Raw genomic sequence first — 17,513 nt, forward strand, 5'->3', positions numbered from 1 at the left:
ACGGTTCACACCGCCGGGCAGCGCCGTCCAGCGGAGAGTTAGGAAGTGTCAGCGTTGACAACCCGCACAGCAACCATCGCAGCAGCCAAACCTCGAATCCGCTCCCAGTCCACCGCCATCATCGTCCTGTCCCTCTTGTTGGTTCTCTTTCTTGCCTTCTACACCTATCTCACAGGCCAGATCTCCAACGGTGCCGCACAGCTCATGGATGGAGCTGAGCAGGCCGCCGCAGGAGCTGCCCAGCTCAAAGACGGTTCGGGCCAGCTGGCCACTGGCGCCGGGGCAGCCAACCAGGGAGCGGTGCAGGTCAAGGACGGCGCCGTCAAAGTCAAGGACGGCAGCACCGCATTGAACGCGGGCGCGGCGGAACTGCAGACGGGTGCCGGGAAGATCTATACCGGAGTCCGCGACCAGCTCGCGCCGGGGGTGGACAAGCTGCACGCAGGCACCACCAAGCTGCAGAATGATGTCCTGAACAAGCTTGTTCCGGGCGTCTACCAGGTGGACGACGGCGCCAAGAAGCTGCAGGCGGGCGCCGTCGCCCTGTCCGCGGCACTGACCCCCACTCCTGCTGGAAACGCCCCCAACAACCTTGCGGACGGGGCTGGCCAGTTGGCTGCCGGCACCAACCAGCTCGCAGCGGGAGCCGGACAACTGGATGCCGGGGCCGGCAGCCTGAGCGCCGGCACTGGGGCGCTCAAGAGCGGAACAGCGCAGCTGAAGGGTTACCCGGGTGCGGGCAATGATCCCACCAAGGGCGACGGGCTGGCCGCGCTCAGCCAGGGGCTGGACCAGCTTGAAGCGGCGGCGAACGGCCCCCAGGGCCTGGTGCCGCTTGCGGTGATCAAGGACCAGATTGCCAAGCTGGCCGACGGCGGGCGGAGGGCCTACGCGGGGGCAGGGCAGCTCGATGCGGGGGCAGCAAAGCTGAACGACGGCGCCGCGCAGCTCAAGGCCGGAACGGACAAGTTGAACACGGGAGCCGGCCAGTTGAACGACGGCGCAGGCCGGTTGAAGGCAGGCTTCGCCACCCTGGCGGAGAAGCTCAATGCGACGGACCCGCAGAATCCAGGCGTGGTGCTGGGCACCACCATGCTGGCGGAGGGCACCACAAAGATCCGCGTGGGCATGGACGGTGTCCCAGGCAACCCGGACAGCCCCGGCCTGATCTACGCAGCGAACAGCCTGCAAGATGGCACCACCAAACTCAGCGCGGGAGTTAACGGCGACGGCGACCCGGCCAACCCTGGCCTGCTGGCCGGAACCCAGGCGCTCTCCGACGGCACGGTAACCCTAAGCCAGGGCACAGGCCAGCTGCAGTCCGGTTCCGCTAAGCTCGCTGACGGCACGGGGCAGCTGGCAGACGGCAACGGCAAACTGGACGACGGATCAGGCAAACTGGCCGAGGGTGCCGGCAAGCTGGCGGACGGCAACTCAAGGATCGCTGCCGGAACCGAGGAACTGCACACGAAGGTTGCGGCTGTCTCGCCGTCGTCGTGGCTCAACAGCCCCGCAATCGCGCTGCTGCTCGTGGCACTGCTGGTGGCTGCCGCCGTCGCCGCCTACCTGGTCCTTCGCCGACGGGCAGTTGGCCTCAAAGCCGCCTGACGGGCATCAAACCAGTTGACCTGATGGCCGCGGTCCTTTGCGAAGGGCCGCGGCCGACGGGTTTATGCCAGCAGCTGGCCTATGGCAGCAGCTGATTCAGGGAAGCCACCATGCCGCCGTCGAAGTCCTCCACGACCTCGCCCGAACGGTTGAGCCACACGCCTACCAAACCTGCAGCCGTGGATCCCTCAGCATCAAGCAGCCGGTTGTCGCCCACATAGAGCGTCTCGCCGGGGGCAGTGCCCAGCAGCCGGACGCCTTCCAGGTACATTGCCGGATTCGGCTTGGCGACGCCCAGGGTGTCGGTGCCCACCAGGTGGGTGACCCGCTCCAGTCCGGCACCGTCCAGCTTGGCCCGCTGGTAGTCGTGGACGTTGTTGCTCACGGCACCGTAAGGAATGCCCGCGGCGTCGAGAATGTCCAGCAGGGGCAGCACGTCGGGAAATGGTTTGACGTATGCGGGCTGCTTCTCCATATAGGCGCTCAGCCACCGGTGTGATTCCTCGCCGTCGGCAAGTTCCACACCGAAGTGCCCCAGGGCGGCCCGCCCCCGGAGCAGGCGCTGTTCGTTGAACGTCAGCTCCCCCGCAAGGTAGCGGTCGTAATAGTGCGTGGTTTCGTGCGTGAAGATGCGCCCAAAGTGTTCCCACCCGGCCTGGTCCAGGCCGGGCAGGAGGTGTTCGCTGACCTCGCGCAGGGCGGTGGTCATGGAGTACTCAAGGTCCACCAGGGTGTCATCGATGTCGAACAGGACGCCCCGGACCACCCCGAACGGCGTATTCAGGGCGGCGGCACGTGCCGGGCTGGGGGCGGCCATCAGCCGCGGAAGGCGCGAAGCCGGCGCAGTGAGGACTCCTTGCCCAGGATCACCATGGACTCGAACAGCGGCGGCGACACGCGGCGGCCGGAAACAGCCGTCCGCACGGGGCCGAAGGCAAGCCGCGGCTTGATCCCCATGTCCTCCACCAGGGCCTGCTTGAGGGCAGCCTGGATGTCCTCCGCGGTCCAGTCCTCAACCGACTCCAATGCGGCAATGGCGGCGTCCAGCACCTCGGAAAGGTTGGCCGAGAGTCCCTTGCGGGCGTCATCGGCAATATCGATGGCGTCGTCCGCCTTGAACAGGAACGCCAGCATCTCCGGCGCCTCACCCAGCAGGGTGATGCGCTCCTGGACCAGCGGTGCGGCCTCGGTGAGGATCTCTTCCTCGCGGTCGGTGAGGATCTCCCCCACCAGGCCCGCCTCGCGCAGGTAGTGCGCCACGCGGTCGCGGAACACCTTGGGCTCGAGCATCCGGACATGGGTGCCGTTGATGGCCTCGGCCTTCTTGAGGTCGAAGCGTGCGGGGTTGCCCAGGACGTCGTGGATGTCGAAGTGCTGCACGAGCTGCTCCACGGTGAAGATGTCCTCGTCCGCGCTGAGGGACCAGCCCAGCAGCGACAGGTAGTTCAGCAGCCCTTCGGGAATGAAGCCCCGCTCGCGGTGCAGGAAGAGGCTGGACTCTGGATCGCGCTTGGAGAGTTTCTTGTTGCCCTGTCCCATGACGTAGGGCAGGTGGCCGAACTCCGGCATGTACTCGGCCACGCCAATGGCGTACAGCGCCCGGTACAGGGCCACCTGGCGGGGCGTGGAGCTGAGCAGGTCCTCGCCGCGCAGCACGTGGGTGATGCCCATCAGGGCGTCATCCACCGGGTTGACCAGGGTGTACAGCGGCGCGCCGTTGGCCCGGACCACCGCGAAGTCGGGCACGGATCCGGCTTTGAAAGTGATCTCGCCGCGCACCAGGTCGGTGAAGGTGATGTCCTCGTCCGGCATGCGCAGGCGGAGGACAGCCTGCCGGCCCTCCGCCCGGTACTGGGTAAGCTGCTCCTCCGTCAGGTGCCGGTCAAAACCGTCGTAGCCAAGCTTCGGGTCCCGGCCCGCGGCACGGTGACGTGCCTCGATCTCCTCCGGGGTGGAGAAGGACTCGTAGATGAATCCGCCCTCATGCAGCCGCTTGATGACGTCCTGGTAGATGTCGCCGCGCTGGGACTGACGGTAGGGCTCGTGCGGGCCGCCCACTTCCACGCCCTCGTCCCAGTCGATGCCCAGCCACTTCAGCGCGTCCAGCAGCTGGTGGTAGCTCTCCTCGCTGTCCCGTGCCGCGTCCGTGTCCTCAATCCGGAAGACCAGCGTGCCCTTGGTGTGGCGCGCGTAGGCCCAATTGAACAGGGCCGTGCGGATCAGTCCGACGTGCGGGGTACCCGTGGGTGAGGGGCAGAAACGGACGCGGACGGGCGTTTCGGCAGTGACGGGCGGAATGGAGGCGGCAGGTGACGAAGAAGCGATACTCATAGTGGCTTCAACTTTACCCGCCTGGCCGGGCCCGGCCTCCCGCCCGGCAGGACGGTGCCCGGGACAGCGTTACCGGCGGACGATGGGGTTGGACAGCCGCCCGATGCCCTCGATTTCCACCTCGAAGCGGTCGCCTTCCTTGACCAGGCCCACGCCTGCGGGTGTCCCGGTCATGATCACATCGCCGGGCAGCAGGGTGAAGGCCTGCGACACCAGCGACACGAGTTCGCGCACGCCGCGGATCATCTGGCTGGTGCTGCCGTCCTGGCGCACCTCGCCGTTGAGCCGGCCCTGGATCTGCAGGTCCTCCGTGTCCAGGTCGGTCTCGATCCAGGGACCCAGCGGGGCGGAGGTGTCAAAGCCCTTGGCACGGGTCCACTGCAGGTCGGTCTTCTGGACGTCGCGGGCAGTAAGGTCGTTGCCGCAGGTGTAGCCAAAGATGACGTCGTCCACGCGCTCTTCCGGCACGTCCTTGCAGATGCGGCCGATGACCACGCAGAGTTCGGCTTCGAACGAGACCTCTTCGGAGAACTCGGGCAGCACCACCGGATCATTCGGGCCCACGACGGCAGTGTTGGGCTTGAGGAACAGCAGCGGCTGGGCCGGCACTTCGTTGCCCAGTTCCTTGGCGTGCTCCACGAAGTTCCGGCCCACGCCGATCACCTTGCTGCGCGGAATGATGGGTGCAAGCAGCCGGACGTCCTCCAGCTTGTGGCGCACGGAGGTGCGCTCCACGCCATTGAAGAAGGGGTCGCCGTGGATGACAGTGATTTCCTCACTGCCGGGTTCACCTTCCACGACGCCGTACAGGGGATCGGAATCGACTACAAACCTGGCAATACGCATGGCTCCTACCCTACCGTCCCGCCGCCGTCGTCCTGCCCGCCATTCCCGCCGCGCAGGTAGGAAAGCTGCGCCGCCACGGACAGTTCCGCGGCCCGCCGGACGGAAGGCTCGACGTCGGCATAGACGGCGTCAGCCACCTCCCCTACGGACGCGTCCCGGCCCAGCCGGTGCAGCGCCGCGCGGATCTGCGCCAGCCGTTCCTCCCGGTGGCTCCGGTAGCTGCGGACGATGCCTTCAAGGGACGGCAGCACCGGCCCGTGCGCCGGCAGGACGGTTGCGGGGCCCAGCGCCGCCATCCGGTCCAGGGACGCGAGGTAGTCACCCAGCGTGCCGTCCGGGTAGTCGAGGACGGTTGTCCCCCGCCCAAGGACGGTATCACCGGTCAGCACCGCACCGGACTCCCCGTCTGCGGGCAGGTGGAAGCAGACGGAGTCCGATGTGTGGCCAGGCGTGGCAAGCACAGCGATCTCCAGCCCCGCCGCCCTGATCAGCTCGCCGTCCTGGAGCGGGTCTCCCCCACCATGGCAGTGGAGTGGGTCCGCTGCGCGGACCGGCGCCCCTGTCAGCTGGTGCAGGCGGGCAGCACCCGCGGTGTGGTCGGCGTGCCGGTGGGTCACCAGGACGAGCTCGACGGCGCCGGCACCGGCGAGTGCCGCCAGGTGCGTTTCGTCCCGGGGCCCCGGGTCCACCACCACTGTGCGCGGGTGGCCGGGGGCGCGCAGGATGTACGAATTGGTACCGTCCAGGCTCATGGGCCCGGGGTTGGGGGCAAGGATGAACTGGGTGAGGCCGGAGCTGCGCTGCAGGGTGGGGCCGGAATCAGAGGTCACGACCCCATCCTTGCATGCAGGGCCCCTGCAATTTAGGTCGGCGGCTCCCAGCCTGTGCCCTTCACCGCAGCGGCGGAATAGAACGCCCGCAGCCCGGAGTTGGCACCCAGTGACAGCACTACGATCACCACCAGGAAGCCTGATACCTCCCATGAGCACAGCAACACTCGCAGACCTTCTCGCCCAGGCGGACACGGACGGCCACGACCATTCCGCAACCGAGAAGGCCACCGGCCTCCTGCACATCCACAACCACGCCACCGGCAGCATCGTCTGGTTCCCCACGTGGAAGAAATTCCGCGAAACGGCTGACTGGACGGAAGCTGTTTCCGGGATCACCGCGGAATTGGATGCGGCCTCCGCACCTGCGGACCAGGCCGGCGCGGCCATCCTGGCCGCCGACCTGGAGGCCCTGCTGGAGCAGGCGTCCCGGTCCGGCGACGCCAGCGTGTTCGTACAGGAAAACCTCACCCGCCACCTGACCAGGGCCTGGGCCGTGGGCGACGCCGTGACCAAGGCCAACAACAAAGACCTGTTCGGTGCCGGCGCCACGCCCTCCGTCTACGCCGGTTACCCGTACGACGTCTACGCCCAGGACGGCGGCGTTTTTGCCACCACGCTCTGGAACGACCTGATCGATGCCCGCCGCAACCGGGCCCTGGCGGAGGAAGCTGCCCGCAAGGCACTCAAGCCGGTCTCGCGCAAAGCCATGAAGAACGCCGCCCGGAAGGCAGCGCGGCGCTGACCACCCGCCGTCGGCGGAAACGCAGAACGGCGCCTGCCGGACCTAAATCCGGCAGGCGCCGTCGTACTTAAGACGCCTGACTATGCCAGGCGGGTGAGCCAGCCGTGGGTGTCCGGTTCCGCGCCGGTCTGGATGCCCAGGAGCCTTTCGCGGATGGCCATGGTCACCTCGCCTGCCTTGGCGTCCTCGGAGCCGATGAACTCGGTGGCGTCCTTGAGGACCCCGATGGGGGTGATGACCGCTGCGGTGCCGCAGGCAAACACCTCGGTGATCTCGCCGGAGGCCACGCCGTCGCGCCATTCGTCCAGGGTGATTTTGCGCTCGGCCACCTTGCGCCCCATGTCCTTGGCCACCTGGATCACGGACATCCGGGTGACGCCTTCCAGGATGGTGCCGGTGAGCGCGGGCGTTGCCAGCGAACCGTCCTTCAGGACGAAGAACACGTTCATGCCGCCGAGCTCTTCCACCGCGTTGTCGTTGGCCTGGTCCAGGAACAGCACCTGCTTGCAGCCGTTGGCTTCCGCTTCCTGCTGGGCGATCAGCGAAGCTGCGTAGTTGCCGCCGCACTTTGCGTCGCCGGTGCCGCCGCGGCCGGCGCGGGCGTACTGGCGGGAGATCCAGATGGAGACGGGCTTGAGCTCGCCGCCGAAGTAGTTGCCGGCGGGCGAGGCGATCACCCGGAAGGACACCTCACGGGCAGCCCGGACACCCAGGAAGGCCTCGGTGGCGATCATGAAGGGCCGCAGGTACAGGGCTTCGCCGTCGCCCGAGGGCACCCATTCCTTGTCGGCGGCCACCAGTTCGCGGATGGCGCTGAGGAAGTACTCGGCCGGTAGTTCGGGCAGGGCCAACCGGCGGGCTGACTTGTTCAGGCGCGCCGCGTTGGCCTCGGGACGGAAGGTCCAGACGGAGCCATCGGCATGCCGGTAGGCCTTGAGTCCCTCGAAGATCTCCTGGCCGTAGTGGAAGACGGCGGCGGAGGGGTCCAGGACGATCGGACCGTAGGGTTCGATCCGGGCATCGTGCCAGCCGCCGTTGCCGTCCGCGTCCACGCTGTAGTCGACGATGGCGGTGTGGTCGGTGAAGTAGTTGCCAAATCCCGGGTTCGCCAGGATGGCTGCACGCTCTTCGGCGGACTTCGGGTTCTCCGAGGGCTGCCGGGTGAATTCGACGCCATGGGCGGTCTGAGTCATGGTTCCTCCACGATCGGCCGCCCGCGGTTCAGCGCTGAACAACGAGGCGGCATTTGGTGATTCGAGACAAGCTTACGCCCGAAGCCGGCGGCAACCTGCCGGGGCAGTTGCAGCTACAGGCCGGCGGCGATGGCGTCGCCGATTGCGCTGGTGCTGCGCACGGTTCCGTCGCGCTTTTCGACGTCGGCAACCACTGCGGTTTCGATCTTCCGGGCGGCTCCGGGGTAGCCCAGGTGGTCCAACAGGAGCGCGGCGGAGAGGATGGCCGCGGTGGGGTCCGCCTTGCCCTGGCCGGCGATGTCCGGCGCGGAACCGTGGACCGGCTCGAACATGGACGGTGCGGTGCGGTCCATGTTGATGTTGCCGGAGGCGGCCAGGCCGATCCCGCCGGTGACGGCCGCGGCAAGGTCGGTGATGATGTCGCCAAACAGGTTATCGGTGACGATCACGTCGAAGCGGGACGGGTCCGTGACCATGAAGATGGTGGCGGCATCAATGTGCAGGTAGTCGTGGGTGACCTCAGGGAATTCCTGCGCAACGGCTTCGACCGTGCGCTTCCACAGGTGCCCGGCGTAGACCAGGACATTGTGCTTGTGGACCAGCGTGACGTGCTTGCGCTCCCTTGCACTGGCGCGGCGGAACGCGTCGCGGACCACCCGCTCCACGCCGTGGGCGGTGTTCAGGGACACCTCCGTGGCGACCTCGTGCGGGGTTCCGGCCCGGAGGCTGCCGCCGTTGCCGACGTAGGGGCCCTCGGTTCCTTCGCGCACCACGATGAAGTCGATTGTGCCGGGGTTGGCCAGCGGGCTGCCGACGGTGCCGTAAAGCCTCGAGGGCCGCAGGTTGACGTAGTGGTCCAGGCTGAAACGGAGCTTGAGCAGCAGTTCACGCTCGATGAGTCCGGATGGGATGCGGGTGTCGCCCGGGGCAGCGCCCACGGCGCCGAAGAGGATGGCGTCGCGCTTCTTCAGGTCTTCCAGGACGTGGTCCGGGAGGGTTTCCCCCGTGGCCAGCCAGTGCCCGGCGCCCAGTTCGTAGTGCGTCGACTTGAGCTCCACACCCTCCGCGGCCACCGCCTTTTCCAGGACTTTGAGGGCCTCGGCGATGACCTCGGGGCCGATGCCGTCGCCGGGAATTACTGCAAGATCGATGGAGGATGCGCTCATGTTTTCAGGGTAGCCAAGACATCCATATGGTGGTCAAGCTGTCTCAACCTTTGGACACGAGCGCATCGCCCCAGCGTTTTGCTACTCCGCGGGTTCCTCGAATTTGGGGAACACAGGCGTGGGAGCGGGCAGTGCAGCGCCCGGAACAATGGGGGTGGCAATCGCGGTGAACAGCCGTGCATCGCCTTCCGGCTGGCCGAGCGCATCGAGGAGCTTGGCGGTGGCGTTCGGCATCACCGGCTGGGCCAGGATGGCCACGATCCGCAGTACCTCCAGCGTCACATACAGCACCGTGTTCATGCGTTCGACGTCGGTCTTCCGCAGCACCCAGGGCGCCTGCTCGGCGAAGTAGGCGTTGGTGTGGTGCAGTACGCCCCAGATGGCCTCCAGGGCGCGGCTGAATTCCTGCTTGTCGAAGGCGGCGCGGGCTGCGTCCAGCAGACCGTTGGCCTGGGCCAGGATGGCGTCGTCCTCCGCAGTGAACGCACCGGGCGTGGGCACGGCAGCGCCGCAGTTCTTGGCCACCATGGACAGCGACCGCTGGGCCAGGTTGCCGAAGTTGTTGGCCAAGTCGGAGTTCATCCGGCCCACAATGGCGTCGTGGTTGTAGCTGCCGTCCGCCCCAAACGGGACCTCGCGCAGGAAGAAGAACCGCACCTGGTCCAGGCCGTAGCGGGCCACGAAATCCGCCGGGGCCACTACGTTGCCCAGGGATTTGGACATCTTGACGCCGTTGTTGTGCAGGAAGCCGTGGATCATTACCCGTTTGGGCAGCTCCAGTCCGGCGCTCATCAGGAAGGCAGGCCAGTAGATGGCGTGGAACCGGGAGATGTCCTTGCCGATGATGTGCACGTCGGCGGGCCAGAACTTCCGGAACTTCTCCGAGTCCACGTCCGGGTAGCCCACGCCGGTGAGGTAGTTGGTCAGCGCATCCACCCACACGTACATGACGTGCTTGTCGTTGCCGGGTACGGGAACACCCCAGTCGAAGGTGGTGCGGCTGATGGACAGGTCCTCCAGGCCGCGCTTGACGAAGCTGATGACCTCGTTGAAGCGGTACTGCGGGGCGCCGAACTCCGGGTGGGACTCGTAGAGGGCCAGCAGCTTGTCCTGGTAGGCGGACAGCCGGAAGAAGTAGCTCTCCTCCGCCGTCCACGTCACCTCGGTGTCCGTCTCTTTCGAGTAGCGCACGCCGTCGTCCTTCACCACCGTCTCATCCTCGGCGTAGAAGGCTTCGTCCCGGACGGAATACCAGCCCTCGTACTTGTCGAGGTAGATGTCGCCGTTGGCTTCCATCTTCTTCCAGATGGCCTGTGACGCCGCGTAGTGGTCGGCGTCGGTGGTGCGGATGAACCGGTCGTAGCTGATGCCGAGGGCCGAGTGCGCCGCCTGGTAGATCTCCGCGTTCCGGTCCACCAACTCCTTGGGGGTGATGCCTTCCTTCTCCGCCGTCTGGGCAATCTTCATGCCGTGCTCGTCGGTGCCGGTCAGGAACATCACGTCATAACCGTCCAGCCGCTTGAAGCGCGCCATGGCGTCGGTGGCAATGTACTCGTAGGCGTGTCCAATGTGCGGCACGCCGTTGGGGTAGGTGATGGCCGTGGTGATGTAGAACGGCGTTTTCTCTGGAGCAGTCACGGTTGGACGGTTACCTTCGGTGCAGTGGAGTGGGCTAGATCAGTTCTGTCAGGGTATCGCTCAACCGGACCAGTTCGTGGTCGTGCGAGGCCACCAAGACGGCGATGCCGTCGGAGGTGGTGTCCTTCAGGATGCTGATGATGCGGTTGGCTGAGGCCCGGTCCAGCGAGGCGGTGGGCTCGTCCACCACCAGCACCCTGGTGCCCAGGATCAGTGCACGGGCGATGGCCACGCGCTGCCGTTCACCGCCGGACAGCTGGGCGGGACGGTGCCGCATGCGTCGTCCCAGGCCCACCAGGTCCAGCAGGTCCTTGGCCATGTCGCGGCGCTGGTCCACTTCGCCGTCGGGGACGGCGGGCAGGAGCACGTTCTCGAGGGCGCTCATGCCGTCGATAAGGGCGCCGCCCTGGTCCACGTAGCCAATGAGGGCACGACGGCGGTCGGCGATTTCATCGTCGCCCATGCTTTCGAGCGAATCGCCTTCCCAGAAGACGCGGCCCGACGTCGGCAGGGTAAGTCCCGCGCCGACGGTCAGGATGCTGGTCTTGCCGGAGCCGCTTCGGCCGGCGACGCAGTGCATCTCGCCCGAGTGCAGGGTCAGGTCGAAGCCCTCCACCACGCTTACAGCCTCGGCACCGCCCTTGCCGCCGCCGTAGCGGATGGTGATGTCGCGCATCTCCAGCGGGGTGGCGTGGTCTGCCGACTTGACGATGGTGTTGGCCCGGGTCTGCAGGGGGACCTCATTGGAGCCGCTCCTGCGGCTGCGCTGGACGTTCGTCGGGTTTGTCATTGGACCACTTTCGTTGCAATCGGTATCCAGCAAATTACAGCCACCAGCCCGGCCACGGCAGCCCAGATGGCTGCATAGGGGGCCAGCAGCAGGCCGATGCCCAGGGCGCCCAGCACGCCCAGCGGCAGGGCCACGGTTCCCACCAGCGCGTTTTCGAACAACCGGACCTGGCGGAGCATGTCCGGGTTCCAGCCCATGGCCTGGAGGATGCCCAGGTACTGCCGCTTGGCGTTGAGCTCGAACCGGCCGGTGACCAGGGTCAGCACCAGGCCCACGGCAACCCCGGCGACCGCCAGCAGGATGCTGGGCAGCGTCACGCTGGCTGCGGCCAGGCCGCTGAGGGCGCTGGCGCCGGCTGCCCGCGGGATGTCGATCAGCAGCGAGATCAGCCCGCCCACGGCGGCACCGAAGACGCCGACCGCGACAGCCAGGGACAGCGTGTTGAACTTGTTGGTGCTCAGCTGCCGGTTGGCGAAGGTCAGCGGGGAATCGACCTGGATGAGCCGTTCGTCATGCTGCGGCTCCTGGTCGATCACGTCGCGGTGGCGCAGCTGCTGGGCGGCAAAGAGGGCCGCGCCGCAGTACAGGACCAAGACGGCGGCACACACCAGCGCTGTGGCAAGGCTCCAGCTCAGCAGGCTAAGCACAATCCCGGCGGCGGCGAGCAGCACGGCTCCCACGCCGAATTCCTCAAGCACCCAGCTGCGGATCCGCCGCTGGGTCCAGCCCATGGCCCGCAAGGTGCCCGCTTCGCTGCGGCGCTTCCGGATGTAGCTGACGGTCGATGCGCCCGTCAGCAGGGCTGCTCCGCACAGCGTCAGGAAGAGCAGGGTGATGTTGGTTCCGGACAATGCTCCGGTGACGGCATCGGCCGCGTTCTGCCGGACCCAGGACTGCTGGACCGTGCCCAGGGCCGATTCCTTGCCGGCTCCGTCCTTGGAGTAGCCGGGGACGAAGATGCTGGTGTCCTCGCGGGCCGAACCGGCCACCACGGTGGCGTCCAGGCCCATGTCCCGGATCTCGGCGGCGAGCTTCTCCACCTCGGGCTGGGCGTCCTTCCAGCTGCCCGGCGCCTTGGCGCGGACGCGTACGGCGTCGATGACGGCCGCGTTCTGCTTGTAGCCACGCGCCGCTGCGAGGCCGTAGAAGTCGGTAATGGCACCGGCGGACTGGCTGGCGAGTCCTGTGGCACTCAGCGACGGCTTCAACTGTGCCTCGGGAACGTCCTTCCCGGCAGCATCCTTGACCAGGGTGAACGGGGTGGGGTCGTACCCGCCCAGCGGAAGCTTGTTGACGTCGCCCGAGGCTGCCTCCACGGCAGCGGGGTCGAACGTGCCGTAGACCATGGGCAGCGGCTGGGCAGCCTGCTGCTGGCCGGTGGACAGGTTGTCCCGGTAGGACCGCTCGTCCACCGGGTCGCGCTGGGTCTGGTCAACGGGCGCGCCGTTGGACGCCTTGTCCGGCAGGCGGTTGACGGTGACCCATTCTCCCGGCACGGCCGTCTTGTCCACTGCGCCGTTGGAGGCGGTGCCGCCATCGGTGTACTTGGGTGCGCCGGCGAAGTTGGTGCTCCACTTGGCCGGCGTGTACAGGCCCGGGTTGAAGTTGCCGTTGGCCCCCAGCAGGGAGGAGTGGTCGGTCGAACCCGGCCACGACAGCGTGAAGGGGTCCTTGGAGACAAAAGGCAGGTAATCCTTGCCCAGGGACTTCGAAACGGTACCGACGTCCTTGACCACCTTGCCGGCGTCGTCAATTTCCTCGATCTTGACGTTGTACTTCAGGTCCAGCGACGTGCCGGAACGAACGATCAGCGGAACCGCCTGGGAGGCGCTGGTCAGCTGGCCGGTGCGCTTGGCCTGCTGGTACTGGGTCATCAGGGGTGCCCAGTACTTAAGCTTGACGCCCAGGAAGTCGGGGCCTTCCTTGAGCTGGTCCATGCTGATGCCGCTGGTGAAGAGGCCTTCCAGGTAGCGGCCCACAGCGCCGGCGTCACGTGCGTCGGCCGGCGGCGCCTTCTCCAGCGGAGCCAGGAAGTCACCGGCCGAGCCAAGCAGCGCACGCTCGGCGGCGGGGTCCACGGCAACCACGGACTCGGTGACCTCAGGGGCGAGCGGCAGTGCCACGGAAAGGTTGAAGAGGTTGTGCTCGGAGCCGCCTGCCGGGGCAGGGAACTTGATGCCGGTCTCCCCTGCCGGCGCGGCAATTCGGATGCTGCTGCCGCCGGCCGCCTTCTCCTCCACGAGCTTGGCCTTGCCAAGGGTTCCTTCGGCGGTGGTCTTGAACAGCGTCTGCTCGGAGCTGCCGTCGGAGCTGACGGCGCTGGCCGTGAGCCGGTACTTCTTGGCGGAGTCGGTCAGCACGGATTCGGCTGCAGGCCACTTGTCCGGGGCGGTGGCACCGGCGGCCTGGTCGGAGGTGGCGGTGCCGGCCAGGCCGGCGTTGTAGCCCAGGTAGTCCATGGCGTCGAGGCGGGGCGTTTCCAGGTTCTGCGTGACGCGGGAAACCAGGCTGATCGGGGCGGCCACGGAGGTGCCGGACAGCTTCCTGATGGAGTCCAGCTGGTCGAAGCCGATGCCACCGGCGCCATTGGCGATTTCCGGCTGCAGGAGTGCCCCGGAGGGAGCCTTGGCCTGGACCAGGATGTCGTAGAGCCCCCTTGAGTTTTCATCGACTGTCCGGTTGAGCGCAGCCTGTGACTGGCTTTGGACGAGGACCGACAAGCACATGGCTGCGATCAAGATGGCCGCGGTCAACAGCAGCACCCTGCTTCTGATGAACCTCTGGACGGCGTTCATGGAACTCCCTGAAACCTGGATTGCGTGCGCACACGTCCATCCGCCCGGGCAGACGTGGACAATGACGGACGGATGTGCAAAAGGTATTGGCCGGTCTGCCGGCTACGGTCCTGAATCAGGACTTAGCCATTGTAAGCAGACCGGCCAATCATATGTGGCTCCGCCTGGACGTGCCCTTGCGGAGGAGCGGTTTACGGCGTTTCGGCCGGTGTGTCGCGCTGGTCCTGCCGCGCTAGTCTTCCAGGTCCACTTCCCGGACCATTTCGGCGCCGATGCCCGCCTTGATGGCATCCAGCACCTGCTGGGGAACGGAGCTGTCGATGGTCAGCAGCGCCAGGACCTGGCCGCCCTCGTTGGAGCGGGCCACCTGCATGCCGGCGATGTTGATGTTGTTCATGCCCAGGATGTGGCCGATGGTTCCGATGACGCCGGGGCGGTCGGTGTAGGCAACCACCACGAGGTGCTCGCTGATTGGGATCTCAACCTCAAAGCCATTGATGCCCACCAGCTTCTCGATCTGCTTGGGTCCGGTCAGGGTGCCGGACACGGAGATCTGGCTGCCGTCGCTGAGGGCGCCGCGCAGGGTCAGGACGTTGCGGTAGGACTCGGTCTCCGGGGTGGTGATCAGGCGGACGTTGATGCCGCGCTGCTCGGCGATGACCGGTGCGTTGACGTAGGACACCTGCTCGGTCACGACGTCGGCGAAGATGCCCTTCAGTGCCGCGAGTTCCAGGACCTTGACGTCGAGGGAGGAGATCTCGCCGGCCACTTCGACGTCGAACTGGGTCAGGGAGGCGTGGGTCAGTGCGGTGAAGATGCGGCCCAGCTTCTCGATCAGCGGGATGCCCGGGCGGACGTCGGGGGCAATGACGCCGCCGGCAACGTTGACCGCATCCGGCACCAGCTCGCCGGCGAGGGCCAGGCGGACCGACTTGGCAACGGAGACGCCGGCCTTTTCCTGGGCCTCATCCGTGGAGGCGCCCAGGTGCGGGGTGACCACAACGTTGTCGAGCTTGAAGAACGGCAGGTCGGTGCTGGGCTCCTTGGCGAAGACGTCAACGCCGGCGCCGGCGATCTCGCCGTCCTGCAGGGCAGTGAAGAGTGCTTCCTCGTCCACCAGGCCGCCGCGCGCCACGTTCACCACGTAAGCGGTCTTCTTCATCTTCTTGAAGGCGTCGGCGCCCAGCATGCCCACCGTCTCGGGTGTCTTGGGCATGTGGATGGTGATGAAGTCGGACTGTGCCAGCAGCTCATCCAGGGTGACCAGCTGCACGCCCAGCTGCGCGGCGCGGGCCGAGGTGATGTAGGGGTCGTAGGCCAGGATCTTGGTGTCGAAGCCCTTGAGCCGGGCTGCCACCAGGGCGCCGATGCGGCCAAGGCCGATGATGCCGATCTTTTTCTCGAACAGTTCGATGCCCGTGTACTTGGAGCGCTTCCATTCGCCGTCCTTGAGGGCGGCGCTGGCCTGCGGGATGTGGCGGGCCAGGCTGAGGATGTGGCCCACGGTGAGCTCGGCAGCGGACACGATGTTGGACGTGGGGGCGTTGACCACCATCACGCCGGCCTGGGTGGCGGCCTTGATGTCCACGTTGTCCAGGCCTACGCCGGCGCGGGCGATGACCTTGAGGTTCTTGGCCGCGGCGATGGCTTCGGCATCCACCTGGGTGGCGGAGCGGACCAGGATGGCGTCTACGTCACTGATCGCCGAGAGCAGCTGGGAACGGTCGGCGCCGTCGGTCTGGCGGATTTCGAAGTCCGGGCCGAGGGCCTCGACGGTGGCGGGGGAAAGTTCTTCGGCGAGCAGTACTACGGGTTTTGACACGGCTGATCCTCTGCGTTGCAGTCCTGGGGATGGAAACAAGTCTAGGCCGACGGAAAGGCCGGGCTCACATTGTTAAGTGTGAGCCCGGCCTCACCGGTGCGGTCTCTGTGGTTGCGTCGCAGCCTTAGCGGGCTGCGGAGCCTTCCACGTAGTCGACGTCCTGCTGCTGCCAGGAGAACAGGGAGCGCAGTTCACGGCCCACAGCCTCGATGGGGTGCTGTTCTGCCTTGGCGCGCAGTTCCTTGAACTCCACGGCGCCGTTGTCCTGGTCCTCGATGAAGCGCTTGGCGAAGGCACCGGACTGGATGTCGGCCAGGACAGCCTTCATGTTTTCCTTCACCTCGGGGGTGATGACGCGCGGGCCGGAGACGTAGTCGCCGTACTCAGCGGTATCGGAGACGCTCCAGCGCTGCTTGGCGATGCCGCCTTCCCACATGAGGTCGACGATGAGCTTGAGTTCGTGCAGCACCTCGAAGTAGGCGATCTGCGGCTGGTAGCCGGCCTCGGTGAGGGTTTCGAAGCCGTACTGGACCAGCTGGGACACGCCGCCGCAGAGGACAGCCTGCTCGCCGAAGAGGTCGGTTTCGGTCTCTTCGGTGAAGGTGGTCTTGATGACGCCGGCGCGGGTGCCGCCGATGGCCTTGGCGTAGGACTTGGCCAGCTCCCAGGCGTTGCCGGACGCGTCCTGCTCGACGGCGATGATGTCCGGGATGCCGCGGCCGGCCTCGAATTCGCGGCGCACGGTGTGGCCCGGAGCCTTCGGGGCCACGAGGATGACGTCAACGCCTTCCGGAGCCTGGATGTAGCCGAAGCGGATGTTGAAGCCGTGGGCGAAGGCCAGGGCCTTGCCCGGGGTCAGCTTGTCCTTGATGGAGTCGTTGTAGATGGCGCGCTGGTGCTGGTCCGGCGCCAGGATCATGATGACATCGGCCCATTCGGCGGCGTCCGCAACGTTCTTGACCTGGAAGCCGGCGTCCTCGGCCTTGGCGGTGGACTTGGAGCCTTCCTTCAGGGCGATGACGACCTCGACGCCGGAATCGCGCAGGTTCAGCGCGTGGGCGTGGCCCTGGGAACCGTAGCCAACGATGGCAACCTTCCGGCCCTGGATGATCGAGAGATCGGCGTCGTCGTCGTAGAACATTTCAGTCACTTGCGTAACTCCTCTTGAGTGGTTTTCTAGATAGTGGTCTTGCGGTGCTGCGGTTACGGGCGCGGGTGCCGCCGTGGGCTGGACGCCTAGGCGGAGCGGAGCGCCCGGTCACTCATGGAGCGGGATCCCCGTCCAACGGCCAGGGTGCCGGACTGCACAATTTCGCGGATGCCGAAGGGCTCCAGCACTGAGAGCAGGGCTGTGAGCTTTTCGGGGTGGCCGGTGGCCTCAATGACGACGGAGTCGGTGGACACGTCAACCACTGAGGCGCGGAACAGGTCTGCGGCCTGGGTTACCTGCAGGCGTGTTGCGGCATCCGCACGTACTTTGACCAGGATGTGGTCGCGCTGTACGGAAGATTCGGGGGTGAGCTCAACGATCTTGATGACGTTGACCAACTTGTTGAGCTGCTTGGTGACCTGCTCGATGAGGTCGCCGTCGGCGTCGACCACCACAGTCATGCGGGAGACACCCGGCACTTCGGTGGGGCCAACGGCCAGGGAGTTGATGTTGAAGGCGCGGCGGGCGAAGAGGCTGGCCACGCGGGTCAGGACGCCGGGCTTGTCCTCAACCAGGACGGAAAGTGTATGGCGGGTCAT

At 66.6% G+C, this 17,513-nt stretch carries 14 protein-coding genes; 2 read left to right on the top strand and 12 right to left on the bottom strand.

What is annotated here, in order from left to right:
• Positions 1–45: 45 nt before the first annotated feature.
• Positions 46–1,608, top strand: coding sequence for a hypothetical protein (locus tag ACFO0G_RS00300; RefSeq protein ID WP_376976026.1), 1,563 nt, complete (start codon positions 46–48; stop codon positions 1,606–1,608).
• 79 nt (positions 1,609–1,687) lie between these two features.
• On the opposite strand, the gene ACFO0G_RS00305 is transcribed toward ACFO0G_RS00300, so the two are convergent.
• The 4 genes from ACFO0G_RS00305 to ACFO0G_RS00320 all read right to left on the bottom strand — a co-directional run bounded on the left by ACFO0G_RS00305 (position 1,688) and on the right by ACFO0G_RS00320 (position 5,615).
• Positions 1,688–2,425, bottom strand: a complete 738-nt coding sequence (locus ACFO0G_RS00305; RefSeq protein ID WP_286397660.1) for an HAD family hydrolase — start codon at positions 2,423–2,425, stop codon at positions 1,688–1,690.
• Positions 2,425–3,939, bottom strand: coding sequence for a glutamate--tRNA ligase (gltX, locus tag ACFO0G_RS00310; RefSeq protein ID WP_376976027.1), 1,515 nt, complete (start codon positions 3,937–3,939; stop codon positions 2,425–2,427). Before gltX ends, ACFO0G_RS00305 begins: the two co-directional genes overlap by 1 nt.
• Positions 3,940–4,008: 69 nt before the next feature.
• Positions 4,009–4,785, bottom strand: a complete 777-nt coding sequence (locus ACFO0G_RS00315) for a fumarylacetoacetate hydrolase family protein (protein ID WP_142133497.1) — start codon at positions 4,783–4,785, stop codon at positions 4,009–4,011.
• Positions 4,786–4,790: 5 nt separating this feature from the next.
• Complete coding sequence (locus ACFO0G_RS00320; protein WP_286397666.1) at positions 4,791–5,615, bottom strand: MBL fold metallo-hydrolase; 825 nt, start codon at positions 5,613–5,615, stop codon at positions 4,791–4,793.
• 151 nt (positions 5,616–5,766) lie between these two features.
• Between ACFO0G_RS00320 and ACFO0G_RS00325 the strand changes: the two genes are divergently transcribed.
• A complete protein-coding gene (locus ACFO0G_RS00325; RefSeq protein WP_376976028.1) occupies positions 5,767–6,360 on the top strand; it encodes a hypothetical protein in 594 nt (197 codons plus the stop codon).
• An 80-nt stretch (positions 6,361–6,440) separates the two neighbouring features.
• On the opposite strand, the gene ACFO0G_RS00330 is transcribed toward ACFO0G_RS00325, so the two are convergent.
• From ACFO0G_RS00330 to ilvN, 8 genes are all read right to left on the bottom strand, one after another.
• Complete coding sequence (locus tag ACFO0G_RS00330; RefSeq protein WP_376976029.1) at positions 6,441–7,553, bottom strand: branched-chain amino acid aminotransferase; 1,113 nt, start codon at positions 7,551–7,553, stop codon at positions 6,441–6,443.
• A 113-nt stretch (positions 7,554–7,666) separates the two neighbouring features.
• A complete protein-coding gene (locus ACFO0G_RS00335; protein ID WP_376976030.1) occupies positions 7,667–8,719 on the bottom strand; it encodes a 3-isopropylmalate dehydrogenase in 1,053 nt (350 codons plus the stop codon).
• Between the two features lie 81 nt (positions 8,720–8,800).
• Positions 8,801–10,357 (bottom strand): methionine--tRNA ligase, encoded by a 1,557-nt coding sequence (gene metG / locus ACFO0G_RS00340; RefSeq protein WP_376976031.1) that lies wholly within the window; start codon positions 10,355–10,357, stop codon positions 8,801–8,803.
• A gap of 34 nt (positions 10,358–10,391) precedes the next feature.
• Entirely contained in the window at positions 10,392–11,147 is a 756-nt protein-coding gene (locus tag ACFO0G_RS00345) for an ABC transporter ATP-binding protein (protein WP_286397674.1), read from the bottom strand.
• Positions 11,144–13,942 (bottom strand): ABC transporter permease, encoded by a 2,799-nt coding sequence (locus ACFO0G_RS00350; protein ID WP_376976032.1) that lies wholly within the window; start codon positions 13,940–13,942, stop codon positions 11,144–11,146. The genes ACFO0G_RS00345 and ACFO0G_RS00350 overlap by 4 nt, the downstream gene beginning before the upstream one ends.
• Positions 13,943–14,174: 232 nt before the next feature.
• Positions 14,175–15,764, bottom strand: coding sequence for a phosphoglycerate dehydrogenase (serA, locus tag ACFO0G_RS00355; RefSeq protein ID WP_286397677.1), 1,590 nt, complete (start codon positions 15,762–15,764; stop codon positions 14,175–14,177).
• Positions 15,765–15,888: 124 nt separating this feature from the next.
• Positions 15,889–16,914 (bottom strand): ketol-acid reductoisomerase, encoded by a 1,026-nt coding sequence (gene ilvC / locus ACFO0G_RS00360; protein ID WP_142133489.1) that lies wholly within the window; start codon positions 16,912–16,914, stop codon positions 15,889–15,891.
• A gap of 86 nt (positions 16,915–17,000) precedes the next feature.
• The gene (gene ilvN / locus ACFO0G_RS00365) at positions 17,001–17,513 is read right to left on the bottom strand and encodes an acetolactate synthase small subunit (protein ID WP_141160110.1); all 513 of its coding nucleotides are present in this window, start codon (positions 17,511–17,513) and stop codon (positions 17,001–17,003) included.

This window comes from Arthrobacter sedimenti (assembly GCF_042652025.1).
Lineage (GTDB): Bacteria > Actinomycetota > Actinomycetes > Actinomycetales > Micrococcaceae > Arthrobacter > Arthrobacter sedimenti.